Source organism: Burkholderia sp. Bp9004 (assembly GCF_003858025.1).
In the GTDB taxonomy this organism is placed as follows: domain Bacteria; phylum Pseudomonadota; class Gammaproteobacteria; order Burkholderiales; family Burkholderiaceae; genus Burkholderia; species Burkholderia diffusa.
The window spans coordinates 1-23,575 of record NZ_QTQD01000017.1 but is presented as its reverse complement, the minus strand read 5'-3'; the positions used below and the strand labels follow the sequence as shown (position 1 = coordinate 23,575).

At 67.4% G+C, this 23,575-nt stretch carries 29 protein-coding genes, 1 tRNA gene and 1 pseudogene; 11 read left to right on the top strand and 20 right to left on the bottom strand.

The features are described 5' to 3' along the window. The first annotated feature begins 143 nt into the window (after window positions 1–143). The 3 genes from DIE08_RS19250 to DIE08_RS19240 all read left to right on the top strand — a co-directional run bounded on the left by DIE08_RS19250 (window position 144) and on the right by DIE08_RS19240 (window position 2,093). Entirely contained in the window at window positions 144–461 is a 318-nt protein-coding gene (locus tag DIE08_RS19250) for a YkgJ family cysteine cluster protein (RefSeq protein WP_124903017.1), read from the top strand. Window positions 462–602: 141 nt separating this feature from the next. After that, the gene (locus DIE08_RS19245) at window positions 603–1,184 is read left to right on the top strand and encodes a DUF1439 domain-containing protein (RefSeq protein WP_059605627.1); all 582 of its coding nucleotides are present in this window, start codon (window positions 603–605) and stop codon (window positions 1,182–1,184) included. 78 nt (window positions 1,185–1,262) lie between these two features. Further along, window positions 1,263–2,093, top strand: a complete 831-nt coding sequence (locus DIE08_RS19240) for an undecaprenyl-diphosphate phosphatase (protein WP_059605630.1) — start codon at window positions 1,263–1,265, stop codon at window positions 2,091–2,093. Window positions 2,094–2,212: 119 nt separating this feature from the next. Here the strand turns inward: DIE08_RS19240 and trmB are convergent, their stop codons facing one another. Together trmB and DIE08_RS19230 are read right to left on the bottom strand one after the other, a co-directional pair. Beyond that, window positions 2,213–2,980 carry a tRNA (guanosine(46)-N7)-methyltransferase TrmB gene (gene trmB, locus DIE08_RS19235; RefSeq protein ID WP_059605632.1) on the bottom strand — a complete coding sequence of 256 codons (768 nt, stop codon included), beginning with the start codon at window positions 2,978–2,980 and terminating at the stop codon, window positions 2,213–2,215. A 133-nt stretch (window positions 2,981–3,113) separates the two neighbouring features. Then, a tRNA-Gly gene (locus tag DIE08_RS19230) sits at window positions 3,114–3,188 on the bottom strand. A gap of 294 nt (window positions 3,189–3,482) precedes the next feature. On the opposite strand from DIE08_RS19230, the gene DIE08_RS19225 reads away from it, so the two are divergent. Then, the gene (locus DIE08_RS19225; protein WP_124903015.1) at window positions 3,483–3,827 is read left to right on the top strand and encodes a cupin domain-containing protein; all 345 of its coding nucleotides are present in this window, start codon (window positions 3,483–3,485) and stop codon (window positions 3,825–3,827) included. Between the two features lie 86 nt (window positions 3,828–3,913). Here the strand turns inward: DIE08_RS19225 and DIE08_RS19220 are convergent, their stop codons facing one another. From DIE08_RS19220 to DIE08_RS19200, 5 genes and pseudogenes are all read right to left on the bottom strand, one after another. Continuing rightward, the gene (locus tag DIE08_RS19220; RefSeq protein WP_239007106.1) at window positions 3,914–4,171 is read right to left on the bottom strand and encodes a helix-turn-helix domain-containing protein; all 258 of its coding nucleotides are present in this window, start codon (window positions 4,169–4,171) and stop codon (window positions 3,914–3,916) included. A gap of 243 nt (window positions 4,172–4,414) precedes the next feature. After that, window positions 4,415–4,621 carry a hypothetical protein gene (locus DIE08_RS19215; RefSeq protein ID WP_059605430.1) on the bottom strand — a complete coding sequence of 69 codons (207 nt, stop codon included), beginning with the start codon at window positions 4,619–4,621 and terminating at the stop codon, window positions 4,415–4,417. Window positions 4,622–4,630: 9 nt separating this feature from the next. Next, window positions 4,631–4,843: pseudogene (rpsU, locus tag DIE08_RS19210) on the bottom strand (30S ribosomal protein S21). Window positions 4,844–4,877: 34 nt separating this feature from the next. Beyond that, window positions 4,878–5,087, bottom strand: coding sequence for a hypothetical protein (locus DIE08_RS19205; protein WP_059605427.1), 210 nt, complete (start codon window positions 5,085–5,087; stop codon window positions 4,878–4,880). Window positions 5,088–5,134: 47 nt separating this feature from the next. Continuing rightward, window positions 5,135–5,419: a hypothetical protein gene (locus DIE08_RS19200; RefSeq protein WP_124629652.1), complete on the bottom strand. Its 285-nt coding sequence runs from the start codon at window positions 5,417–5,419 to the stop codon at window positions 5,135–5,137. A gap of 491 nt (window positions 5,420–5,910) precedes the next feature. Between DIE08_RS19200 and DIE08_RS19195 the strand changes: the two genes are divergently transcribed. Next, a complete protein-coding gene (locus DIE08_RS19195; protein WP_124903013.1) occupies window positions 5,911–7,071 on the top strand; it encodes an enolase C-terminal domain-like protein in 1,161 nt (386 codons plus the stop codon). Between the two features lie 147 nt (window positions 7,072–7,218). On the opposite strand, the gene DIE08_RS19185 is transcribed toward DIE08_RS19195, so the two are convergent. The 3 genes from DIE08_RS19185 to DIE08_RS19175 form a co-directional block, all read right to left on the bottom strand. Continuing rightward, the gene (locus DIE08_RS19185; protein ID WP_059605415.1) at window positions 7,219–7,755 is read right to left on the bottom strand and encodes a chromate transporter; all 537 of its coding nucleotides are present in this window, start codon (window positions 7,753–7,755) and stop codon (window positions 7,219–7,221) included. Continuing rightward, a complete protein-coding gene (locus DIE08_RS19180; protein ID WP_124903011.1) occupies window positions 7,752–8,363 on the bottom strand; it encodes a chromate transporter in 612 nt (203 codons plus the stop codon). Before DIE08_RS19180 ends, DIE08_RS19185 begins: the two co-directional genes overlap by 4 nt. A 131-nt stretch (window positions 8,364–8,494) precedes the next feature. After that, the gene (locus tag DIE08_RS19175) at window positions 8,495–9,250 is read right to left on the bottom strand and encodes a DeoR/GlpR family DNA-binding transcription regulator (RefSeq protein WP_059605408.1); all 756 of its coding nucleotides are present in this window, start codon (window positions 9,248–9,250) and stop codon (window positions 8,495–8,497) included. An 81-nt stretch (window positions 9,251–9,331) separates the two neighbouring features. On the opposite strand from DIE08_RS19175, the gene DIE08_RS19170 reads away from it, so the two are divergent. Next, the gene (locus DIE08_RS19170; RefSeq protein ID WP_124903009.1) at window positions 9,332–9,937 is read left to right on the top strand and encodes an NUDIX domain-containing protein; all 606 of its coding nucleotides are present in this window, start codon (window positions 9,332–9,334) and stop codon (window positions 9,935–9,937) included. A gap of 79 nt (window positions 9,938–10,016) precedes the next feature. Next, window positions 10,017–10,892 (top strand): Sir2 family NAD-dependent protein deacetylase, encoded by an 876-nt coding sequence (locus tag DIE08_RS19165; RefSeq protein ID WP_124903007.1) that lies wholly within the window; start codon window positions 10,017–10,019, stop codon window positions 10,890–10,892. 37 nt (window positions 10,893–10,929) lie between these two features. Here DIE08_RS19165 and DIE08_RS19160 read toward each other — a convergent pair whose 3' ends face one another. Continuing rightward, a complete protein-coding gene (locus tag DIE08_RS19160; RefSeq protein ID WP_124903005.1) occupies window positions 10,930–12,141 on the bottom strand; it encodes a S53 family peptidase in 1,212 nt (403 codons plus the stop codon). 402 nt (window positions 12,142–12,543) lie between these two features. Between DIE08_RS19160 and crcB the strand changes: the two genes are divergently transcribed. Together crcB and DIE08_RS19150 are read left to right on the top strand one after the other, a co-directional pair. Continuing rightward, window positions 12,544–12,930, top strand: coding sequence for a fluoride efflux transporter CrcB (gene crcB / locus DIE08_RS19155; protein WP_059530237.1), 387 nt, complete (start codon window positions 12,544–12,546; stop codon window positions 12,928–12,930). A gap of 24 nt (window positions 12,931–12,954) precedes the next feature. Then, window positions 12,955–13,305 carry a DUF190 domain-containing protein gene (locus DIE08_RS19150; protein ID WP_059605399.1) on the top strand — a complete coding sequence of 117 codons (351 nt, stop codon included), beginning with the start codon at window positions 12,955–12,957 and terminating at the stop codon, window positions 13,303–13,305. Between the two features lie 9 nt (window positions 13,306–13,314). Here DIE08_RS19150 and DIE08_RS19145 read toward each other — a convergent pair whose 3' ends face one another. Further along, on the bottom strand, window positions 13,315–13,878 hold the full coding sequence (locus tag DIE08_RS19145) for a YggT family protein (RefSeq protein ID WP_059530230.1): 564 nt from the start codon (window positions 13,876–13,878) through the stop codon (window positions 13,315–13,317). Between the two features lie 76 nt (window positions 13,879–13,954). Continuing rightward, window positions 13,955–14,884: a Rossmann-like and DUF2520 domain-containing protein gene (locus DIE08_RS19140; protein WP_124903003.1), complete on the bottom strand. Its 930-nt coding sequence runs from the start codon at window positions 14,882–14,884 to the stop codon at window positions 13,955–13,957. A 512-nt stretch (window positions 14,885–15,396) separates the two neighbouring features. Here DIE08_RS19140 and DIE08_RS19130 point away from each other — a divergent pair. Then, on the top strand, window positions 15,397–15,693 hold the full coding sequence (locus DIE08_RS19130; RefSeq protein WP_124629662.1) for a hypothetical protein: 297 nt from the start codon (window positions 15,397–15,399) through the stop codon (window positions 15,691–15,693). Window positions 15,694–15,796: 103 nt separating this feature from the next. Here DIE08_RS19130 and DIE08_RS19125 read toward each other — a convergent pair whose 3' ends face one another. Continuing rightward, window positions 15,797–16,468, bottom strand: a complete 672-nt coding sequence (locus tag DIE08_RS19125) for a LysE family translocator (RefSeq protein ID WP_124902999.1) — start codon at window positions 16,466–16,468, stop codon at window positions 15,797–15,799. A gap of 34 nt (window positions 16,469–16,502) precedes the next feature. Further along, window positions 16,503–18,059 carry a UbiD family decarboxylase gene (locus tag DIE08_RS19120; protein WP_124902997.1) on the bottom strand — a complete coding sequence of 519 codons (1,557 nt, stop codon included), beginning with the start codon at window positions 18,057–18,059 and terminating at the stop codon, window positions 16,503–16,505. Between the two features lie 597 nt (window positions 18,060–18,656). Between DIE08_RS19120 and DIE08_RS19115 the strand changes: the two genes are divergently transcribed. Beyond that, entirely contained in the window at window positions 18,657–19,784 is a 1,128-nt protein-coding gene (locus DIE08_RS19115) for a lytic transglycosylase domain-containing protein (protein WP_124629665.1), read from the top strand. 119 nt (window positions 19,785–19,903) lie between these two features. On the opposite strand, the gene DIE08_RS19110 is transcribed toward DIE08_RS19115, so the two are convergent. The 5 genes from DIE08_RS19110 to DIE08_RS19090 all read right to left on the bottom strand — a co-directional run. Next, complete coding sequence (locus DIE08_RS19110) at window positions 19,904–21,100, bottom strand: pyridoxal phosphate-dependent aminotransferase (RefSeq protein WP_124902995.1); 1,197 nt, start codon at window positions 21,098–21,100, stop codon at window positions 19,904–19,906. A 67-nt stretch (window positions 21,101–21,167) separates the two neighbouring features. Continuing rightward, a complete protein-coding gene (nusB, locus tag DIE08_RS19105; RefSeq protein WP_059605377.1) occupies window positions 21,168–21,605 on the bottom strand; it encodes a transcription antitermination factor NusB in 438 nt (145 codons plus the stop codon). Continuing rightward, entirely contained in the window at window positions 21,602–22,117 is a 516-nt protein-coding gene (ribH, locus tag DIE08_RS19100; RefSeq protein WP_059680803.1) for a 6,7-dimethyl-8-ribityllumazine synthase, read from the bottom strand. The genes nusB and ribH overlap by 4 nt, the downstream gene beginning before the upstream one ends. Before the next feature lie 53 nt (window positions 22,118–22,170). Further along, complete coding sequence (gene ribBA, locus DIE08_RS19095; RefSeq protein ID WP_059605371.1) at window positions 22,171–23,313, bottom strand: bifunctional 3,4-dihydroxy-2-butanone-4-phosphate synthase/GTP cyclohydrolase II; 1,143 nt, start codon at window positions 23,311–23,313, stop codon at window positions 22,171–22,173. Window positions 23,314–23,500: 187 nt separating this feature from the next. Next, on the bottom strand, window positions 23,501–23,575 hold a 75-nt coding region (locus DIE08_RS19090), incomplete at its 5' end, for a DUF1993 family protein (RefSeq protein ID WP_124629667.1).

Below are 23,575 nucleotides of genomic sequence, written 5' to 3'. Positions count from 1 at the left end.
CGAGTATATAAACGCGCGTTTCGGCTGCATTGTGTAATAACGTCGCAGCCGGCGGTGGCACAATGCGCAGTGGGCTGCCGCACGCTGCGTCCGGTTGCCGCACCGCTTTTTGTTGTTCGTGAGAGAGCCGAGTGTCCGTCGAAATGCCTGTCCGTCCGGCGCCCGCCGATGTCCCGCCGCCGCATGCGTGCCGCGAGGGGTACGGCGCATGCTGCATCGCGCCGTCGATTTCCTCGCCGATTCCGGGGATGCCCGACGGCAAGCCCGCCGGCGTGCGTTGCGTGCAGCTCGGCGACGACCTGCGCTGCCGGATCTTCGGCCGGCCCGAGCGTCCCGCGTGCTGTTCCGGACTGCAGCCGTCCGCCGAGATGTGCGGTGCGTCGCGCGACGACGCGCTCGCGTGGCTGACGCGCCTCGAGGTCGCGACGCAGCCGGCGCCGGGCGCCGGCGCGGCCCGCTGACGCATTGCCCGCGCTGCCCGTCACCGGCACGCGCATGGAACCGGCGACATCCGCCGAAGCACTAACTTCGGTCCACGGCCCTGCTTGCGGCCGAGCCGGTAACCCGACGGACGCTTCGCCCGATACAGGAGATTGTTCAGCATGACCGCATCTTGCACGTCCGGCCGGCGCCGCTTCCTCGCCGCTTGCGCCGGCGCCATCGGCGTGTCGGTATCGCTCGCCGCCTGCGCGTCGACTTTCCCGTTCATCCCCGATCACTACACGTTCTCGCGCGGAGATGTGCAGAAAGCCGTCGCGCGCAAGTTTCCGTACCAGAAGACGGTCGCGCAGGTCGTCGACGTGTCGCTCGCCAATCCGGCTGTCAACCTGCTGCCCGACCAGAACCGCGTCGCCGTGCAGCTGGACGCGCATTTCGCGAGTCCGTTCCTGAGTGAACCGGTGAGCGGCAAGTTCATCGTGTCGGGCCAGCTGGCTTACGACGCGCCGAGCCGCTCGGTCGTGCTGAAGGCACCGGCCGTCGACAGCCTCGTGCTCGACGGCAACGCGCAGATGTACGCGCAACAGGTCGGCGCGGCCGCCGGCCTGCTCGCGACGCAGGTGCTGACCAACTATCCGATCTACACGTTCAAGCCCGAACAACTGCAATTTGCCGGCGTGAACTACGAACCCGGTACAATTACGATTCTTACAAACGGCATACGCGTAGCGATCGTCGAAAAGTGACGGCGCACCGCGCGCGGCCGGGCGGGCCGCGACGGTGACGCGGCCCTTTCTTTCGACTACTTCGGAGTTGGGCCACGGATGGACTGGATCCTGATCTGCAAGGCATTGATCCTCGGCGTCGTCGAGGGGCTGACGGAATTCCTCCCGGTGTCGAGCACCGGCCACCTGATCGTCGCGGGCAGCTTCCTGAATTTCAACGACGCGCACGCGAAGACCTTCGACGTCGTGATCCAGTTCGGCGCGATCCTCGCGGTCTGCTGGGAATACCGGCAGCGGATCGTCTCCATCGTATCCGGGCTGCCGAGCCGCCCCGACGCGCAGCGCTTCACGCTGAACGTCGTGATCGCGACGATTCCCGCGATCGCGCTCGGCCTGCTGTTCGAGAAGAAGATCAAGGCCGTGCTGTTCTCGCCGGTGCCGGTCGCGTTCGCACTCGTCGTCGGCGGCGCGATCATCCTGTGGGCCGAGGCGCGACAGCGCGAACGCCGCGAGCCGCCGCGCGTGCAGTCGGTCGATGCGCTCACGCCGCTCGACGCGCTGAAGGTCGGCATCGCGCAATGTTTCGCGCTGGTGCCGGGCATGTCGCGCTCGGGCTCGACGATCATCGGCGGGATGCTGTTCGGCCTCGACCGGCGCGTCGCGACCGAATTCTCGTTCTTCCTCGCGATTCCGATCATCTTCGGCGCGACGCTCTATGAAACCGTCAAGGACTGGCAGGCGTTCACGGTCGATTCGCTCGGCCTGTTCGCGCTCGGGCTCGTTGCCGCCTTCGTCAGCGCGTTCGTGTGCGTGCGCTGGCTGCTGCGTTTCGTCGCGACGCACGACTTCACCGTGTTCGCGTGGTACCGGATCGCGTTCGGCCTGTTCGTGCTGTTGGTGGGGTATAGCGGGTGGCTGAACTGGGCGTGATGCCAGTGCGGGGGCGAGGGCGCATCCAATAGAGAACGGCCCGACCGGTAGCAGATGCCGGTCGGGCCGTTTGTCATTGCGCGACGCGCAGCGTGCGTTGCGCGCGCTGCGCGTTGTGTTCAGCCGGCGCGTTTGCGGAACACCAGGTCCCACACGCCGTGGCCGAGCCGCAGTCCGCGCCGTTCGAACTTCGTGACGGGGCGGTAGTCGGGGCGCGGCGCGTAGTCGGCAGCCGTGTTTTCGAGCGTCGGTTCGGCGCCGAGCACTTCCAGCATCTGTTCCGCGTAGTTTTGCCAGTCGGTCGCGCAGTGCAGGTACGCGCCGGGCTTCAGGCGCGATGCGAGGTGCGCGACGAGCGGCGGCTGGATCAGTCGGCGCTTGTGATGGCGCGCCTTGTGCCACGGATCGGGGAAGAAGATGTGCACGCCGTCGAGGCTTTCCGGCGCGAGCATGTGCTCGAGCACCTCGACCGCGTCGTGCTGGATGATGCGGATGTTCGGCAGGTCCTGCTCGCCGATCAGTTTCAGCAGCGCGCCGACACCCGGTTCGTGCACTTCGACGCCGAGGAAGTCGTCGCCCGGGCGGTGCGCCGCGATTTCCGCGGTCGATGCGCCCATCCCGAAGCCGATCTCCAGGATGCGCGGCGCGCGGCGGCCGAACACGGCGTCCCAGTCCGGGATTTCCGCCGCGTACGGGACGACGAAGCGCGGGCCGAGATCGTCGAGCGCGCGGCGCTGGCCGGTCGACACGCGGCCGGCGCGCGTCACGAAGCTGCGGATGCGGCGGCGGTGCAGCGGGTTGACTTCGTCGGCGCCGTCGGCGGCTTCGTCGGGAAGGGCGGCGTCGTCCGGCGGCAGGCCGGCTTCGTTCGGATCGTCGTGCATCATCGGTGACAGAGAAAGGCTTGGTTCGGGCGCGGGCCCGTCATGCGCAGCGGTGCTGCCGGATGAACCGGCAGACGGTACAAAAAAGCCGCCTTCGACGAGGCGGCTCTTGCGCAGGCTGCCGAGCAGCCGAAGGTGGAGCGGGCGATGGGAATCGAACCCACGTCATCAGCTTGGGAAGCTGAGGTAATGGCCATTATACGACGCCCGCAGAACGCGTAATTCTACAGGGTTTGGCCCAGATGTTGCAAGCAAGGCGTTTTTGGCCGCCTGCCTCGAAGCTCGCATGGGCTCGGTGGTTGGGCGACGGATCGCCGGGAACGGGCGTCAAGGATCGGCCGGAAGCGGTCGGTCATCGCAAGGCCGACCGGAACACGCGGGCGGCGCGCCAGCACGCAAGCCCGTGTCGAAAATAGACGAGTCGGTGTCGGACGCATACAAGCCCCGGTGAAGCTTTCGAACTAACGTGACAGACCTTCTACCCGATCGTTAGTCTGGAGCCGACATGTCCGATTTCATCACCGTTCTGCGCAAAACCTGCCCGACCCCGGTCGTCGACGCGACCAAGTGGAAGCGCATCGGCGGCGATCCGCACACCGTGAACCTCAACGCCTACCTCTCGAAGGATGGCAGCAAGATCATGGGCACCTGGATCTGCACGCCGGGCAAGTTCGAAGTGAACTACGAGAAATGGGAGTACTGCCACTTCCTCGACGGCTACTGCATCATCACGCCGGAAGGCGAGGAGCCGGTGCACCTGAAGGCCTGCGACGTGTTCGTGATCGAACCCGGCATGAAAGGGACGTGGGAAGTGGTGGAGACGGTGCGCAAGTACTTCGTGTTTGCCTGAGCGGGCCTGTCGATTCGACTCGCGTACCAGCGCTGGTTGAATCGATGCGTTGAAACGCACCCGTACCCGTGCCGACGAGCAAGGGTTCAGTCGGGATCGCAAGCAGGGGATTCCGGCTCAACAAACTCGCTCCGGTTCGGAAACAACTCGCCGAGCGTGGCCGCACGCTCGGCCGGTTCCGCTATCCCGTCGATCTCACCGATCGCGCGGGGTGTCTGCCGCTCACGATAGGCGCTCGGCGCCATCCCGTACGCCCGCCGAAGCGCGCGCCCGAGGTGCGACGCATGGGCAAATCGGCAGGTCGACGCGATCTCCAAAATGCTCTTGTCCGGATACATCAGCATCCATGCTGCCGGGCGCTTCCTTGAACAGCCGTCGTTCCGCGAGCATGTCCCGCAAGTAGATCAATCGTTTCGTGATCCGCGGCAGAACGGTGGTGATCGGAGGGGTGTCGAACGACCTTGCGGGGGTTCGGCGATGGGCAAAGAAGCGCGGCCAGTCCGGAGTCGATCAGAGCGCTCGCGTGTGTCGCGATGTCCGCGCAGCGCCGCCCGGCACGACGCGATTCGACAACGTCGGGGAGACGTTCACTGCTCGATGCTCAGGGCTTTTTCGATCGCGGCAATCAATCTGAATGCATCGTCTCGGCCGATCAGGAGGCCGCGACTGGTGTACTCGCAGCCGAACGCGTAGAAGCTAGGCAGAAGCGTGATCGCATCCTTCTGTCGATCGAAATCGACCTCGCACTTCGTCAACGGGAAGAATGGAGGGTCCTCGACGGTCGGCTGATACACGGCGTTCTCCTAATAGAGCTTGCGAGGCGGCAGCATGCGTTTCGCGAGCAGGCACTGTCTCGCGACGGCGCTGGCTTTCTTGCGCTTGCGCTCGGTAGTTGGCTTTTCATAGCCGGTGCGACCACGCAACTCGCGGATCAGGCCCGTCTTCTCGATGTTTCACCGGAAGCGCCGCAGCGCGACATCGACAGGTTCGTCGGGCTTGCGGATGATCGTCGTCATGCAGGTGCTGTTTCAAGACACGCGTGGCGGAACACTAGCCGAGCCGGGTCATGACGGCACTCGCGATCTCGTCGGATTCGAATTCGGAATATCCGGCGCTGATCGTCAACGCGCGCACTGCAGCGAACATCTGCAACTCGGGTTGGTGACGCAACGCAGAACCGGCGAGGCCGTCGTGCGGGACTGCGTCGGTACTGGAAATCTCTCGCCGTTCGATCAGGCGGAGGAGTTCATCGATAATCATTTCGTCATCCGAATCAGGGCGCGGCCGTGCTGCCGCGACAGGAAGCGTCAATGGGAATCTGCGAAGAGCGGTTGCTTGCCGCGATTGCCGTCGATGATCTGCTCCGCGTAGCGAACGGACGCGCGGCGCGCTTCGCCCGCCGATTCGAACGGTGCGTTGTCGAGCAGCCGGAATGTTTCGCTGCGGGTCAGCGTGTCGGTGGTGCCGCGCAGGCAGATCTTCACGGCCGCGTCGAAGCCGGCGTCGTAGTTGTGCGTATTACCGTTCAGCGACGGAGTGTGCGGGTAGATCAGCGGATAGATTTCGAAGCCACGATAGAGATGCATGCTCATGATGAACTCCTGGGTTCGGGCGCGACAAATCGCGTGGACGAACGCATCCGACCGGTATCACCGCGGCGCGGTGTGACGGGTGGGGTGAAAAGGACAGCAATGCGCGCGGGTAACGGAGGGTAACGGCGCGACGCAGCGAGAGGGTAGACGGCGGGGCGAGCGGCGAGTGGAGTGACACGGGCTCGGACAAAAATCATCATACGCGCTTCGCGTCGGATGTCTATCTAATTCGCGGCCGTGCCAGTGGGGTGCGATGATTGGCGTCGAGGCGCGCGACGCGCCTCGCACGTGATGCGGCGGTCGTCCGCACGTCGACGCGGCACGGCGCGGTTCGGATGATGTCGAGCGAGTCGGATCCCTTCGCCGCATCGCGACGGTCGCGCGTCTGCACGACATCGCGCAGGCGCCTATGATGCAGCGATCCGCCATTCGCGCCGTCCGAAATGCGCGCATGGTCCGCAAACGCCGAACGTTTTCCCGGAACCCCGACCATGCGCATCATCGACATCCGCGAGCATGCGATCCCTGTTTCCCGCCATGCAGATCCGGCGCTTCCGTCGGGCGACCTGACGACGAGCGTCGTCGCGATCGTCACCGATGTCGTGCGCGATGGCCGGCCGATCACGGGTTATGGCTACGCTTCGGTCGGTCGTCATGCACAGGGCGGGCTGATTCGCGAACGGTTCGCGCCGCGTCTGCTGGCCGCTGCGGACGCCATCGCCGACGACGCCGGCACGAACCTCGATCCGTTTCGCGCATGGCGCGCGATGATGGCAGGCGAGAAGCCCGGCGGGCACGGCGAACGCTGTGTCGCGGTCGGCGTGCTCGACATGGCGATCTGGGATGCCGCCGCGAAGATCGCGGGGCTGCCCCTCCATCGCTTCGTCGCCGACGGGCTCGCGCGCAACGCGGCACCTCGCGTGCGTGTCTATGCGGGCGGCGGTTACCGCTATCCGCACGACGATCTCGCGCACCTGTCGGACGAGATGCGCCGCATCGCCGATCTCGGCTACACGCACGCGAAGATCAAGATCGGCGGCGCGGATGTCGATGACGACAAAAGACGCATCGAAGCCGCTGCGGCGTGTCTGGCCGACAGTTCGCATCTCGCGGTCGATGCGATGAATAGGTACGACGCGACGAGCGGCCGCGCAGCCGTCGCGATGCTGGCACCGTTCGAACTCTGGTGGTTCGAGGACCTTTGCGATCCGCTCGACCTGCCGCTTCATGCGGACCTGACCGCGCAATACGCGCCGCCGGTCGCGGCCGGTGAGGCGTTGTTCTCGCTCGCGGAAGCGAAGCTGATCGAACGCTACGGCGGCCTGCGCCCGGACCGCGACGTCCTTGTGTTCGATCCGGTGCATTGCTATGGCCTGCCGGGCTATCTGCAGATCGTCGACCATTTCGTGTCGAGCGGCTGGCGGCGCGATGCGTTCTGGCCGCACGGTGGTCATCTGTTCTCGTTGCACGTCGTGTCGGCGCTCGGGCTCGGCGGCGCCGAAGTGAGCCCGTTCGCGTTCCGCCCGTTCAACGGGCTGGCGGACGGCGAATCGGTCGACGCCGGCTACGCGGCCGTGCCACAGGCGCCGGGCATCGGCTTCGAGCGTCATGCCGATGCGTACCGCGCGTTTCGCGCGGTAGCCGGCTTGTGAACTGCGCGGCCGGTCTCGGCGCGCGTCGATCGCGAAGCGGACCGCGAACCCGAGCATCATCGCGGTGACGACGCGCCCGAGCACACACTGCGTGAGCGCGCGGTCGAACCATGCGCGGCACGCCCGTGCGCCATAGGCGAGCCGCCGTCAACCGATCGCGTGCGCGCCGACCAGCAGCAACGCGCCGACGACGATCAGCAGCAGCGCGTGAATGCGCGTGACCATCACGCATATCGTCGACACGACCGCGATCGCCCGCGCGGGCCAGCCGCCGTCGAGCGCCTGCAGCAGCACCCAGACCGACGCGAGGATCATGCCGGCCGCGACCGGGCGCAGGCCTGCCTCGAGCGCGACCTGCCAGCGTGCGCCCTGGTGGCGCCGCCACAGATGCGCTGCGCCGTAGATCAGGAACGCGGTCGGCCCGAACAGCGCGAGCGTCGCGATGACCGCGCCCCAGAAGCCGGCCACCTGCCAGCCGATCAGCGTCGCGAGCAGCGAGCCGGGGCCCGGCGCCATTCGCGCGATCGCGAAGTCGTTCACGAACTGCGAGGCCGTCATCCAGTGATGCACGTCGACGACCTGCCGCTGGATGTCCGCGATGATCGCCTGACCACCGCCGATCGTCGCGATCGACAGCGGTGCGAATACGCCGAACAGGGCGGCGTAGCGTGACGAGGCAGTCATCGTTCGTCGCTCCCGACGATGGACGCGGCCGCGCGCCGGTATTCGAGCGCGACGCTCAGCGCGCCGGCGATAAGTACGGTCCATACGAGCGGCCAGTGCAGCACCGCCACCGACACGAACGTGAGCGCCGCCACCGCGAACGGCAGCGCGCGGCGCGGCAGCCGGCGCACCGCGGTGATCGCCATCGAGATCGACAGCCCGATCGCCGCGGCGGCCGCGCCCGCGAGCGCGACGTGCGTGAGCGTGAAGCGCGTCAGCGTCGAGAACGCGACGCCGAACAGCACGATCAGCACGGCCGGCGGCGCGATGATGCCGGTGAAGCCGGCCACCGCGCCGCGCCATCCGGCCAGCCGGTAGCCGATCCAGATCGCGAGGTTCTTCACGTTGACGCCCGGCAGCGCCTGCGACAGCGCAAGGCCGTTGAGGAACGCTTCCTCGTCGAGCCAGCGCCGCTCGTGAACGAAGTCGCGCATCATGCGCCCGCTCAGCCCGCCGCCGAAGCTGGTCAGGCCGATCTGCGCGAACGCGATGAACAGTGCGAGGACGCCGGGCGGCGGGGCAGGGCCGTCGGGTGGCGCGGGTGTGATCGGGTTGCAGGGTGAAGACATCGGGCGGACGGGGCGCGGCGGGTGGGCAGTCGCCCATTGTAGCAAGCGGCACCTGTCGGCACGCTGACATCGCGCCGACGACGATGTCGGTGCCGCGCCACCGGCGTGCAGACGTCGAAGCCGCCGCTCGGCTACGCGCGCACGACCGTCACGCCCGCGGCCTCGATCGGCTCGGTCAGCGCTGCATCGGTTTCCCGTTCGACCACGATCGCTTGTGCGAGCGCGAGTTCGCCGATCGCGAACTGCGACGCCGCTCGCAGTTTGGATTGCGAAGCCAGCACGATCGTCTCGCCGGCGCGCCCCGCGAGTGCGCGCTTGATCGCCGCTTCCTCGAAGTCGCCGGTGCTCAGCCCCGCGACTGGATGAACGCCGGTCACACCCATGAAATACAGGTCCGCGTGGATGCGCGAGATGCCTTCCATCGCCGCGGCGCCCACCGCGACGATCGAATGCTTGTACAGTCGTCCGCCGATCAGGATCACGTCGATCGACGGATGCGCGGCCAGTGCGACGGCGACGCTCGGGCTGTGCGTGACGATCGTCGCGCGCAGGTCGGGCGGCAGCTCGCTGACGAGCAGTGCCGACGTCGTGCCACCGTCGACGATCGCGACCTGTCCGGGCGCGATCATCTGCGCGGCCCGGCGCGCGATGCGCCGTTTCTCCGCGGTTTCGAGCAGCTCGCGCTGCGCGAACGGCGCGACCGCCGGCGACGCCGGCAGCGCGCCGCCGTGTACGCGCTGCAGCAGGCCCTCGGCCGCCAGTTCGCGCAGGTCGCGCCGGATCGTGTCCTCGGACACGCCGAATTGCGCGCTCAGTTCGACGGCCAGCACCTGGCCGTCGCGGGCGAGCGCGTCGAGGATCGCTTTCTTGCGTTGGGTCGTCAGCATCGGGTTTGCACGAAATTTCTTGAAATTGCACGAATATGCACGCTACCATGAGTGCCGTCACTTGTCGAATGGGAGACCACCATGGCCGCAACGCGGGACCGCGTCCGCATCGTCGATACGACGGTGCTGTCCGATGACTGGTATGTGCTGAAGAAGGTGACGTTCGATTTCCTGCGCCGCGACGGCACGTGGCAGCGCCTGAGCCGCGAAACGTACGACCGCGGCAACGGCGCGACCATCCTGCTGCGCAACGCGACGACGGGCGACGTGCTGCTCACGCGGCAGTTCCGGATGCCGGCGTTCGTCAACGGACACGACGGGATGCTGCTCGAAGCCGCCGCCGGCCTGCTCGACGACGCGACGCCCGATGCACGCATTCGCGCGGAGGCCGAAGAGGAAACCGGCTATCGCGTGCGCGGCGTGCGCAAGGTGTTCGAGGCGTTCATGAGTCCCGGCTCGGTGACGGAAAAGCTGCATTTCTTCGTCGGCGAATACGATGCGTCGCTGCGCACGGGCGATGGCGGCGGCATCGCGGCGGAGGGCGAGGATCTCGAGGTCGTCGAGATGCCGCTGCACGCGGCGCTGGATGCCGTCGAGCGTGGCGAGATCGTCGACGCGAAGACGATCATGCTGCTACAGTACGTCGCGCTGCGGGAACCCGCGGGCGTGCGCGCCGCGGCTGCGTGATGTCGTGGCGCGGCGCCCGAACCGGCGTATGATCGCGCGACGCCACTCGCGCACCGTTCGACGCTTCCGCTGCTCCATCATGCCGATTTCCGACTCGTCCGATTCCACCGATTCCAGCGCCGCTGCCGAGCCACTGTCGGCTCATCTGGTCGCGTCCGCCGTCGAGGCGCTCGCGCGCGCCGATGCGCTGCTCGTGACGGCCGGCGCGGGCATCGGCGTCGATTCGGGGCTGCCCGATTTCCGCGGCACGGACGGCTTCTGGCGCGCGTATCCGGCGCTGCGCCACGAGCGTTTCGAATTCCACGAGATCGCTTCGCCGCAGGCGTTCCGCGCACATCCGCAGCTTGCGTGGGGCTTTTACGGACACCGTCTCGGACTCTACCGGCAGACGGTGCCGCACGCGGGCTTCGCGATCCTGCGGCGCTGGATGGACGCGATGCCGAACGGCGGCTTCGTGCTGACGAGCAACGTCGACGGCCAGTTTCAGAAGGCCGGTTTCGATCCGGCGCGTGTCGCCGAGATTCACGGTTCGATTCATTCGATGCAGTGCCTGCGGCCCTGTTCGGACGACACGTGGGACGCTGCGCCGTTCACGCCCGATGTCGACACGGCCGCGTGCCAGCTGGTCGGCGAGTTGCCGCGCTGCCCGCGTTGCGGCGGCCTCGCGCGACCGAACATCCTGATGTTCGGCGACGACGGCTGGCTCGGCGAACGCTACGACGCGCAGGAGCGGGCCCTGCAGGACTGGATCGCGCAGGCGGGATGGGTGACCGTCGTCGAGATCGGCGCGGGCACCGCGATTCCGACCGTGCGTCTCTCGAGCGAACGGCTCGGTGCCGACGTGATCCGCATCAATGCACGCGAGGCCCATGCCCGCCGCGCGGACGTGATCGGGCTGAAGGGCAGCGCGCTCGCGACGCTCGTGGCGCTCGACCGTGCATGGCACGGCAGCTGAGCGGCGCGGGACGAATCGGCCGGCCGCGGCCGCGCGATCACGGCTGCGCGACGAGCGCCTGGACGAGCGCCGGCGCGATCGGCGAGCCGAGGCCCGTCACGTAGTCGTAGCCGCCCGCTGCATTGCAGATGCTGCCGCAAGTGCCGTTGGATCCGGTCGTGACGTCGTGATAGTCGCTGCCGTAGGCGTTTTTCCCGACCGTATAGAGCGTGTCGTAGGCGCCGCTCAGCGCGTGTTTGCCGGCCGCCGTGCGCAGCGAATTCGCGATGGCGACGAGCGCCGACCATTGCGGCGCGCCCGCGCTCGTGCCGCCGACCTGGAACCAGCCGGCCTGCCCCTGATAGGTGACGGAGTCGTACACCGCGAAGCCGCTTGACGGATTCGCGTCGTAGCTGACGTCGGGCACGCCGCGCTTGCCGGCCACCGGCACCGGCCAGCCGGTCTGCCCGGCCGGCTCGGCCTCGATCGAGCTGACGCCGCCGCCGCTGCCGCCCCACGCGGCCTCGCTGACATACGTGCCGGATGCGTCGGTGGACAACGTCGTGCCGCCCACCGCCACCACGTACGGCGACGCCGCCGGGTACTCGGTGCCGGTGCCGCTGTCGCCGGACGACGCGACGAACGTGACGCCCGATGCGTTGAAATGGCTGTCGAAGCCGGTCTCGCTGCCGAACTCGTTGCCGCCGAAGCTCATCGACACGACCGATGCGCCGCGCTTGACCGCTACGTCGACCGCGGCCATCAGGTCACTGAAGCTGGCCGACGCGGCCTCGACGAGCACGATCTTCGCCTTCGGTGCGATCGCATGCACCCATTCGACGTCGAGCGACATCTCGAGCGACCAGCCCGCGTCCGTCCTGGGTCGCGTGCCGCGCGCGTAGACCTTGGTGAAACAACCGTTCGACGAAGTGCAGGCCGGCAGCGAGAACGCGTTGCTGAACACGCCGAGATCGGCTTCGATCTTCGGATCGTCGTACGCGTCGACGATCGCGACGACCATCCCGTCGCCCTGGTTGGCGATCGAATCGAACCCGTACGCATGGCGTACGAGCACGGGTGTGAGGCCGGCCACCGTGGCCGTGCTGGCGCGCTGTTTCGTGTGGAAAGGCGGGCGCGCATAGCCTTTCGGCGCGCGGTTGCCTTCGACGTAGGACGGGGGGCCGTTGTCCTCGGCGAGCGCGACGCTCGACGCGAGCAGCGACGCGCACAGTGCCGGAATCAACATGGATGACAGGCGGTAATTGTTCATTTTTCGAGCTTCCATGTCGATGGAGTGGGGGAGCGAAATGATTTTACGAAATCAGCAGAGCGAATTGCATTGAATATCGACCCGATTCGGGAATGTCTGGATTAGGGAAAACACGCGAAATGCCCATGAAGAAAGGCTTACATGGCTGGCGCGGGGCTGACTTTTCGAATTCTGGAAAATCTGATGAATAATCGATTCGTTTCCGGCGATTTGTAATGACCTGCGTAATGCATTGGAAAATATCGAGCTCGGCGGTGCATGGAAATAACGAAATGCGTGATTCCGGCGCGACACCATCCGGTGCGCGCCGGGGGCCGGCCGGCATTGCCGTCGCGGCGCGATTCCGCATACAGTTCGGCGTAGGCCGCGCCCGCGATGCGGCTTCGTCAGCGAGGAGCTCCCTTGTTCTATTCGATCGTCGCGATCTTCGTCGGCGCCGGGCTCGGCGCATTGCTGCGCTGGTTCCTGAGCCTTGCGCTCAACGCGTTCTTTCCCGCCGTGCCGCTCGGTACGCTCGCCGCAAACCTGATCGGCGGCTACGTGATCGGCATCGCGGCCGTCGCGTTTACCACCCGCGTCGGGCTGCCGCCCGAGTGGCGGCTGTTCGTGATCACGGGCTTCCTCGGCGGCCTCACGACGTTCTCGACCTATTCGGTCGAAGTGATGACGCACGCGGTGCAGGGCGAATTGGGATGGGCGTTCGCGGTGGCTGCCCTACACTTGACTGGATCGTTCACGCTGACGGCGCTCGGCATGTGGACCGCGCGCGCGTGGTTCGCGGCAGCCTGAGCGCGCCGGCATCGGGAGGACGCGATGGACAGGGTTTTCTTGCGCTTCTACGTGCACGAGCAGCACCGGCTGCACTGGAAGCCGCTGTGGGAGTGGTTGCTGGAGGAAGGAAACCGGATGGGCGTCGCGGGCGGTTCCGCGTTTCGGGCGATGGCCGGCTTCGGCCGGCATCGGGTGCTGCACGAGGACCGCTTTTTCGAGCTGCAGGGCTCGCTCGCGATCGAGGTCGAGTTCATCGTCACCGAGGACGAGGCGCAGCAACTGCTCGAGCGGCTCGCGCACGAGAAGGTGCGCGTGTGCTACGCGATGATTCCCGCGCGCTTCGGGGTGATCGACACGCTCGAGGTGCCGCCGGCGCAGGGGCCGGCAGCATAGCGCAACGCGTCAGATGCCGAACATCGTCAGCGACACGGCGGCGCGCGTGACGATCATCAGCAGCACCTGCACGATCACGAACAGCAGGATCGGCGACAGGTCGATGCCGCCCAGGTTCGGGATCACGCGGCGCAGCGGGTTCAGGAACGGCGCGGTGAGCTGGTAGAGGATCGGCATCGCCGGCGAGCGCGGATTGAGCCACGACAGCAGCGCCATCAGGATCGTCATCCAGATCACGAGATTGAGCGCCCACTTCACGACGGTGAGCAGCGCGACCACGACGAGCGTCGCGATCACCGAGGCCGGATCCAGGCCGGCCATCACGACCATCAGCACCACATAGACGAGCGCGGTGAGGAGGGCGGCGACGACGCTTGCCCAGTCGATGCCGCGCACGCCCGCGATCACGCGGCGCAACGGCAGCACGAGCCAGTTGGTCGCCTGCAGCACGGCCTGCGTGACGGGGTTGTACGGCGGCACGCGGACGGCCTGCATCCAGACGCGCAGAATCAGCGCCGCGCCGAACAGTGTGAAGACGGTATTGAGCAGAAAACGGGCGATCTCGCCGAACATCGTTGGCATCCTTTTTATACAGTCGGGTAGCGTGCGGCCGCCAACGCCGGATGGCGGCGCATCGGCCGACACCTTATCACGCCTCGTCTCGCGGCGGGGAGGGGTGCCCGGTCGTGCGCTCGAGCGACGTTTCGACGGCCTGCGCAAGCGCCGGCAGCGCGGCCGGCGGCGCCGCGCGCTTCGCCGCGAGCGCGACCGCGCGGCGGGTCATCAGCGCATACAGGGTCGCGTGGTCGCCGCCGCGCGCTTCGAGCAGCGCGAGCTGACGCTCGACGATGCCGGTGTCGCCGCGCGATACCGGGCCTGCCAGTGCGTTCGCGAGGCCTTTGTCGCGCGCGGTGGCGATCGTGCCGGCGAGCATCGGCAGCAGCGCGCGCAACGCCGCTTCCTCGTCGAAGCCGAGGCCGCGCCACAGCTCGACCGCTTCCGACAGCCCGCACAGCGCGAAGCTCGCCGCGTAATGTGCGGCCGCGTGATACAGCATTCGGCCGCCGGCCGGAATCGACAGCGGATGGCAACCGAGTGCGGCAGCAAGTCGCAGCAGCGTCGCGTGCAGCGCGCCGTCGGCTTCGAGCGTGACCGAGCAGCCGTCGATGCGGGAGAGATCGGCGTCCGTGCCGCCGAACAGGTAGAGCGGGTGGAAGCCGCCCGTGGCCGCGCCTTGGCGCTTTGCCGGATCGAGCAACTCGACCGCCGACGCGCCGCTGCAGTGGACGAGCGCCTGGCCTGCCGCGCGCGCCGCGTCGAACCGCAGCGCGGCGGCGGTCGATGCGAGATGGTCGTCGGGCACGGTCAGGAAGATCAGGTCGGCGGCGTCGACAACCTGCTGCGGCGTGTCGACCGCCCGGCAGCCGTCGATGCGCGCGGCAAGTGCCGCGGCCGATTCCGTCGTGCGACTCGCGATCGCGATGACCGGAAAGCCGGCCGCCGCGAAGCGCAGGGCGAGGCAGCGGGCCAGGCGGCCAGCGCCGATGAAGCCGAGGCGGGGGAGAGCGGGGAGGGGCATGGCGGGTCACGCAGCGAAAACGGAGCAGACGTCAGTATCGCAGGAATGACGGGGCGGTCGCGGATCGGCGGCGATGCCGAACGGGGACGGCCTGGACGGCAGCGTTCGGTGCGGACAAGGTAAATTCGCGCGGCGATTTCGCCTCCGTCGAAGATGGCCTAATCCGGCCCCAAATCGCGCGGGGGCTGTGTCCCGCCTGGATTGTCGGCGTCCTGTTTCAAATTTGTAATCGTTCATTACGGAAGCGTGCCGGCCGCGCTTACCGGATCCGGTAAGACTGACCGGTCGGCGCGTCGCGGTTTGGCTGCTCGGACGGAATCGCGGGACTCGCGGCGGGGATTGCCGGGCCTCGGCGCCCTGCTGCACGGTGGCCGCCGCCGCGTGGAATTGCAATTTGCAACAAATGCGCCATACGCGAGCGGTGGGTTTTCGCTACATTGCATCCATGCGACGTGCATGCCCGCCGTTGCCGACAGGAGCGTACAAATTACCGCTCCAGCAGGAGAATCGAAGTGAAAAAGCTCATTCCGTTCATCGCCGCCGCCGCGCTGGCCCTGGGGGCCGCAAGCGCCGCTCAGGCTCACGTGTCGATCGGGGTCGGCATCGGGGTCCCGATCGCACCTGCGTATCCCGTGTATGCACCGCCTCCGCCCGTTTATTACGCACCGCCCCCGCCGGTGTATTACGCGCCGGCGCCGGCCTACTATGCACCGCCCGCCGTGGTCGTCGGCGGCTACGGCGGCTACTACGGCCGTCCGTACTGGCGTCACGGCTACGGCGGCTGGGGTCACCACGGCTGGCGTCGTTGACGAATTCCGCGCGGCGGCCTGACCGCGCGCGGCAAAACGGCGCAACGTCCCTCGCGGGGCGTTGCGCCGTTTTTCATTTGGGGCGCGGCTGTGCGTGCGGCGGTTACGCCGCGTGGGCAATCAGGTCGCGGTAGCCGCCGACGATCACGCTGTACGAGAAATACGCGAACAGCAGCGCCGACGCGACGTGGCACGCGCGCATCATCCCGGCGCCCGCGCGCTTGCGGCCCTGGCTCGCGAGCGTGCACATGAAGAGCGTCCACGCGAGGCCGCCGAGGAAGAAGCCGGACAGGAACACCGACGCCGTCGCCGGTGTGGTCGCGCCGGCTTTCGCGATCAGCGCGCCGCCGACCGCCGCGAACCACAGAATCGCACTCGGCGACGACATCGCCAGCAGCATTCCACGCACGAAGCTGCGCCGCGCGCTGGCACGCGGCTGCGGCGTGTCGTCCGCCGTGCCGTCGTGGCCGCTGCCGGCCGGCGCGAGCGCTTCACGCACCATCTTCCACGTGAGGAACAGCAGCACCGCACCGCCGCCGATCCAGACGATCCAGCGCACGGCCTCGAACTGCAGTAGCACGGCCATGCCCGCGAGCGCGAGCGCCGCGTAGACGAGATCGCCGACGCACGAGCCGACGCCGAGCCAGAAGCCCGGCCGGAAGCCGTGCGACAGCGTCAGCGACAGCATCGCGACGTTGACGAGGCCGATGTCGAGACACAGCGACAGCGACAGGAAGAACCCGTCGGACAGCATCGAGGTGGGGGGAAAGCTCATCGTCGTTCTTGTCGGGTGCGTTCAAGGCGCGGACTTACAGTCCGATTTCCTGCCAGAGACGGTCGACACGCGCCTTCACGGCCGCATCCATCTCGATCGGGCGACCCCATTCGCGGTTCGTCTCGCCCGGCCACTTGTTGGTCGCGTCGAGCCCCATCTTCGAGCCGAGGCCCGCGACGGGCGACGCGAAATCGAGATAGTCGATCGGCGTCCTGTCGACCATCACGGTGTCGCGCACGGGGTCGACGCGCGTCGTGATCGCCCAGATCACCTCGTTCCAGTCGCGGATGTTGACGTCCTCGTCGACGACCACGATGAACTTCGTATACATGAACTGCCGCAGGAAACTCCACACGCCGAACATCACGCGCTTCGCATGGCCGGCGTAGCTCTTCTTCATCTGGACGATGGCCATCCGGTAGCTGCAGCCTTCCGGCGGCAGGTAGAAGTCGGTGATCTCGGTGAACTGCTTCTGCAGCAGCGGCACGAACACCTCGTTGAGCGCGACGCCGAGCACGGCCGGCTCGTCGGGCGGCTTGCCCGTATAGGTCGAGTGATAGATCGCGTCGCGGCGCATCGTGATCCGCTCGACGGTGAACACCGGAAACCACTCCTGCTCGTTGTAGTAGCCGGTGTGGTCGCCGTACGGGCCTTCGAGCGCGTGTTCGTATGCGGCGGCCGCGTTGCCGGCCGGCCGCGGCGGTGCGCCGGCCGGGGCAGGGGCGGGTGCGCCTTCCTGCGGATGGATGAAGCCTTCGAGCACGATCTCCGCGCGGGCGGGCACCTGCAGCGTATCGACGCCGGGCGTCAGGCACTTCGCGAGCTCGGTGCGGCTGCCGCGCAGCAGGCCGGCGAACTGATACTCGGACAGTGAATCGGGCACGGGCGTCACCGCGCCGAGTGTCGTGGCCGGATCGGCGCCGAGCACGACCGCGACCGGATACGGCTTGCCGGGGTTCTTCAGCGCGAATTCGCGGAAGTCCAGCGCACCGCCGCGATGCGCGAGCCAGCGCATGATCAGCTTGTTGCGGCCGATCAGTTGCTGGCGGTAGATGCCGAGGTTCTGGCGTGGCTTGTTCGGCCCGCGCGTGACCGTGAGGCCCCACGTGACGAGCGGCCCTGCGTCGCCGGGCCAGCAGGTCTGGATCGGCAGCTTGTTCAGGTCGACGTCGGCACCTTCCCAGACGATCTCCTGGCACGGCGGCGACGACACCGATTTCGGCGCCATGTCCCATACGGCCTTCGCGAGCGACAGCAGCTTGCCGGCGTCCTTCAGGCTCTTCGGCGGATCCGGCTCCTTCAGCGCGGACAGCAGCCGCCCGAGGTCGCGCAGCGAGCCGAGCGCGGCGTCGTCGCCCGCATCGACACCCATCCCGAGCGCCACGCGGCGCGGCGTGCCGAACAGGTTGCCGAGCACCGGGAACGCATTGCCGGGCGGCGCTGCGAACAGCAGCGCCGGGCCGCCGGCGCGCAGGACGCGGTCGCACAGTTCGGTCATTTCGAGCACGGGCGACACGGGCTGCGTGACGCGCCGCAGCTCGCCGAGCGCCTCGAGGCGCTGGATGAAATCGCGTAAGTCTTTGTATTTCATGAAGAAGGTCCGAGCCACCCGCAAGGCGGGCAGCGATGGGCGGGCGCAGCGGCCGGCTGCGGCCCCGAATCGACCGACGATTTTACCCGGGCGGCCGCTCGCACGCCCGGCGGAGAAAAAAGTCGACGGCGCGCAGAGCCCCTACGGCAGCGGGCTTGCGATCTGAAGGGCGGTTCAAAATTACTTTTTGTTATGATTTTGCGGTTTTATAGTGTTGACGATCTATAAAACCCTGCTAGAATCCGCTCACATTGGTTGCAGGGTAAAAGGCTTCGAGCCGCCAATCACCGATCTTTGACGCAGCGCGTCACCGTCCGCCGAAACCTGCACGGCGTATTCGACGGCCTTTGTCGTAGTCCCAGCCAGCGCCACGAGACGCTGGTTTTTTTGCGTGGGTGCCACCGCGTATGCCCGCCTCGCCCAATGTGCGAAGGTGCCGGCCCTCTTACACCGTGGCCTCGAACGGTACTTATACCGTTTCCCCGATGCTTGCGCGTCCCAACCAAGGCGTGCGGCGTCGTGATTCCGCGGCGCGTTTTCCGTCTCGCCATCGAGCTGAGCGAGCCGCACGAGTCATGTTCATGGGAGATGATCTGAATGAACGCTTGGTTATCGTGGCGTCCCAGTGAGCAGCATGCACAAATCGTGCGCAACATGCTGCGTCGCGGGACGCGTGTCAGTCACCATCTATTCAGCGTTGTCGGCTGTCTCGCTGTCGCGGTCGCACTTGCCCTGTGGTTGCTGCCGACCGTGCGCGGGAATCTCGCCGCGAAGCTGATGCCGGTCGTATCCGCGGCCGTGCAGGCCGGTCCGGCCCGTCTGCTGACCGGCCATCCGCTGCCGAACTTCGCGCCCGCTGGCGCGCAGCCGCAGCAGGAAGACGCCCCGGAAACGGATGCGCTCGCCGTCGGTCTCGACGTCACGCCGGAAACCGCGGCGCAGAACGATGCGTCCGATCCGTCCCGTAGCGGCCCGTCGCCCGTCGCGCTGGCGAAACTGATCCCGACCCAGCGGGTCCCGGCCGATGCGCGCGACGATCGTGCGCTCGCGTCGAACCGCGAACAGGCGCTCGTCGCCACCTACCTGTCGCGCCGTTACAGGGTCGCGCAGGAGCCGCTCGGCCAGCTCGTCAAGGCTGCGTTCCAGACCGGCCGCGACGTCGGCCTCGATCCGCTGCTGCTGCTGTCCGTGATGGCGATCGAATCGGGCTTCAACCCGTACGCGGAAAGCGGTGTCGGCGCGCAAGGCCTGATGCAGGTCATGTCGAAGGTTCATTCCGACAAGTTCGAGTATTTCGGCGGCACGGACACCGCGCTGCAACCGCTCGCGAACCTGCAGGTCGGCGCGCTCGTGCTGAAGGACTGCATCGCCCGCGGCGGCTCGCTCGCGAACGGGCTGCGTCTGTACAACGGCTCGACCAACCCGGACGACACCGCCTACGGCTCCAAGGTCATGGCCGAGCGCGGCCGCCTGCGCGATGTCGCGCATGGCCGCAGCGTGCCGGTCAATGCGCCGCAGGCGCCGGCCCAGCCGTCGAAGCCAATCGTGACCGCGGCCGTGACGGCAGCAGCCGGCGGCGCCAAGCGCGTGCATGCGACGCTCGACGGCGCGCAGCCGATCACCGCGAAAGCGGCTGCCGCGCCGAAGGGCGCACCGCAGCAGGACGACGCAAGCGTCGACACCGCGAAGCAGTCGCACGGCGACCACTCGGAGCTCGGCGCGTAACGTCCCGCGGTTCCGGCCAGACTCCAGCAAAAAGGCACCCGATTCGGGTGCCTTTTTCTTTTTTTGCGCGGGGCAACGGCCGGTGTGCCGGCCGGGAAAGCGGATCGGCGGATCGGCGGTCAGTGCTGGCCGAACAGTGCCGCGAGCCGCTCGACGGCCTCTTCGAGGCGCGAGTAGGCGGTCGCATAGGACAGCCGGATATAGTCGCGCGGCGCATGCACGCCGAAATCCATGCCTGGCACCAGCACGACGCCCGCATCGTGCAGCATCGCGTGCGTGAGCGCCGCGCTGTCGCCGGCCGCGGGATGGGCGACGCCACCGCAGTGCGCATATACGTAGAACGCGCCGTCCGGCATCACGGGCACCGTGAAGCCGAGCTTCTCGAGCGCTGGCGCGATGAAATCGCGGCGACGCTTGAATTCGAGGCGGCGCGCCTCGTAGATGTCGAGTGTTGCCGGTTCGAAGCATGCGAGCGCCGCGTGCTGCGCGAGCGCGGACGGACAGATGAACAGGTTCTGCGACAGCTTTTCGAAGGTGCCGACGAGCGCGGGCGGTACGACGAGCCAGCCGAGCCGCCAGCCGGTCATGCTGAAGTACTTCGAGAAGCTGTTCACGGTGACGACATCGTCGCCGAACGACAGCGCCGACACGGGCGCCGCGTCGTAGCTGAGCCCCTGGTAGATTTCGTCGACGATCGTGAAGCCGCCGCGTGCGCGCACGGCTTCGACGATCCGCTTCAGTTCGTCCGGCTCGAGCGACGTGCCGGTCGGGTTCGACGGTGACGCGAGCAGCACGCCGCGCGTGTGGCTGCCCCAGCGCGTGCGGACGTCGTCCGCGGTGAGCTGGAAGCGTGCTTCCGGGCCGCTCGGCACGAGCACCGGCCGACCTTCGGCCGCCGCGACGAAATGCCGGTTGCACGGATACGACGGGTCGGGCATCAGCACCTCGTCGTCACGGCCGACGAGCGCGAGACACGCGAGCAGCAGCGCGGCGGAGGCGCCGGCCGTCACGACGATCCGCTCGGGGCTGATCGTGAGGCCGTAGGCGCGCACATAGTGCGCGGCGATCGCTTCACGCAGCGGCGCGATGCCGAGCGCGCTCGTGTACTGCGTGACGCCGCGGCGCAACGCGGCCGCGGCCGCCTCGACGACGGGCTCCGGCGCGGTGAAATCCGGTTCGCCGATGCCCATGTGGATAACATCGCGCCCGGAGGACTCGAGCCGCTGTGCCTCCTTCATCAGTTCCATCACGTAGAAGGGCTGGATCGCGTCGACGCGTGCGGCGAGCGTGACGAGCGAATCGGCGGTGGTATTCATCGGTCGGGCGGGGCGGGGGAGAGAATGAAAAACGGGCGCTTGCGCGCCCGTGGACAAACAAACGGTATCAGCCGTTGCGGCGCGCCTGCGTTTCGGCGGGGCGCAGTTTCGCGGCGAGCTTGTCGAGCACGCCGTTGACGTACTTGTAGCCGTCGGAGCCGCCGAACGTCTTCGCGAGTTCGACCGCTTCGTTGATGATCACGCGGTACGGCGTTTCGACATGGTGCGTGAGCTCGAACGTCGCGATCAGCAGCACCGCACGTTCGACCGGCGACAACTGGTCGATCGGGCGGTCCAGCGACGGCGTCAGCGCTTCGACGAGCGTCGCGTGCTCGCGGATCACGCCGTGCAGGATGGCTTCGAGCAGTTCCTTGTCAGCCTTGTCGTAACCGAGCGCGCCGCGCAGCTGCGCGTCGATCTCGCCGGAGGCCGCGTTCGACAGCAGCCACTGATACAGGCCCTGCGTCGCCAGCTCGCGCGATTGTCGGCGGGCGCTCTTCTTCATGCGCGCTCCTCTTCGTCTTCTTCCTCTTCGTCGTCCTCGTCGTCGTCGCCGAGCTGGTCGAGTGCCATCGTCAGGTTGGCCATCTCGACCGCGACGCGCGCGGCGTCACGACCCTTTTCGGTCATGCGCGCGACGGCCTGCTCGTCGTTTTCGGTCGTCAGGACCGCGTTGGCGATCGGCAGGTTGAAGTCGAGGCCGATGCGGGTGATGCCCGCGCCGCTTTCGTTCGACACGAGTTCGAAGTGGTACGTCTCGCCACGGATCACCGCGCCGAGCGCGATCAGCGCGTCGAACTGGCCGCTTTCCGCGAGTTTCTGCAGCGCGAGCGGGATTTCCAGCGCGCCGGGCACCGACACGAGCAGCACATCTTCACCGGAGACGCCGAGGCGCTCGAGTTCCTCGACGCACGCATCGGCGAGGCCGTTGCAGACGGGTTCGTTGAAGCGGGATTGCACGATGCCGATACGCAGGCCGTCGCCTTCGAGATTCGGTTGGTATTGTCCGATTTCCATGATCTGGTCCGTGGTGTGGATGAACGGTTATAGGGCGAAAGCGTCGTGGCGGGTTACGCGTGGGACGCCGGGCAGGACTTGGCTTCGCCGCCGGGCATCGGAATGAAGCCCGTGACTTCGAGGCCGTAGCCGGACATGCTGCCCAGCTTGCGCGGATTCGACAGCACCTGCATCTTGCTGACGCCGACATCGCGCAGGATCTGCGCGCCGATGCCGAACGTCTTGAAATCGACCGGCCGGCGCTTCAGCGCAGCGGCCTTTTCTTCCTCGTCGAACGCCTTGAAGACGTCGATCAGATGTTCCTTCGTGTCGCCGCAGTTGAGCAGCACGATCACGCCGAGGTCGCGTTCCGCGATCTCGCGCATCGCCGCGTCGAGCGTCCACGAGTGCGTCGAGATGCTCGTCTCGAGCAGATCGAGGACCGACAGCGGCTCGTGCACGCGCACGGGCGTATCGACGTCGGGCGACGGCGTGCCGCGCACCAGCGCGATGTGCGGCGAGCCGCTCGGCTGGTCGCGGTACAGCACCGCGCGGAACGTGCCGTGCGCGGTCTGCATCGTGCGCTCGGCGATCCGCTCGATGATCGATTCGGTGCGGCTGCGATAGTGGATCAGGTCGGCGATCGTGCCGATCTTCAGACCGTGTTCCTTCGCGAATTCGATCAGGTCGGGCAGGCGCGCCATCGTGCCGTCGTCCTTGATGATCTCGCAGATCACCGCGGCCGGCGTGAGGCCCGCGAGCGCGGTGAAGTCGCAGCCGGCCTCGGTGTGGCCGGCGCGCACGAGCACGCCGCCCGGCTGCGCCATGATCGGGAATACGTGCCCCGGCTGCACGATGTGCTCGGGGCGGACGTCGTGCGCGACCGCCGTGGCGATCGTGTGCGCGCGGTCGGCGGCCGAGATGCCGGTCGTCACGCCCTCGGCCGCTTCGATGCTGACCGTGAACGCGGTGCCGTACTGCGTGCCGTTGCGGTAGGTCATCAGCGGCAGGTGCAGCTGCTTGCAGCGTTCCTGCGTCAACGTCAGACAAACCAGGCCGCGGCCGTACTTGGCCATGAAGTTGATCGCTTCCGGCGTGACGAATTCGGCGGCGATCACGAGGTCGCCTTCGTTTTCGCGGTCTTCTTCGTCGACCAGGATCACCATCCGGCCGGCTTTCAACTCCGCGATGATGTCGAGCGTGGAGGCGAGCGTCATAAGGGGGCGAGAAAGAGGAAAGAGCGTATTTTACGCCAGCCGGGCGACGTTTCGGCTGGCACCGGCTGCGCGCGGCCGGCGAGCGCGCCGGAAAGTGGTGCGACCGGCCGTCGGGCCGGGCCTGCCCGGGCCGTCGCGGCCCGCCCGAAGACGGGCCACCGCAGGCCGGCCGAGCCCCGGCCGTGCGTCACGCTTGTTCGTTACGGCCGCCGAGGTAATCGAGCTTGCCAAGTTCGACACCGCTGTGGCGCAGGATGTCGTA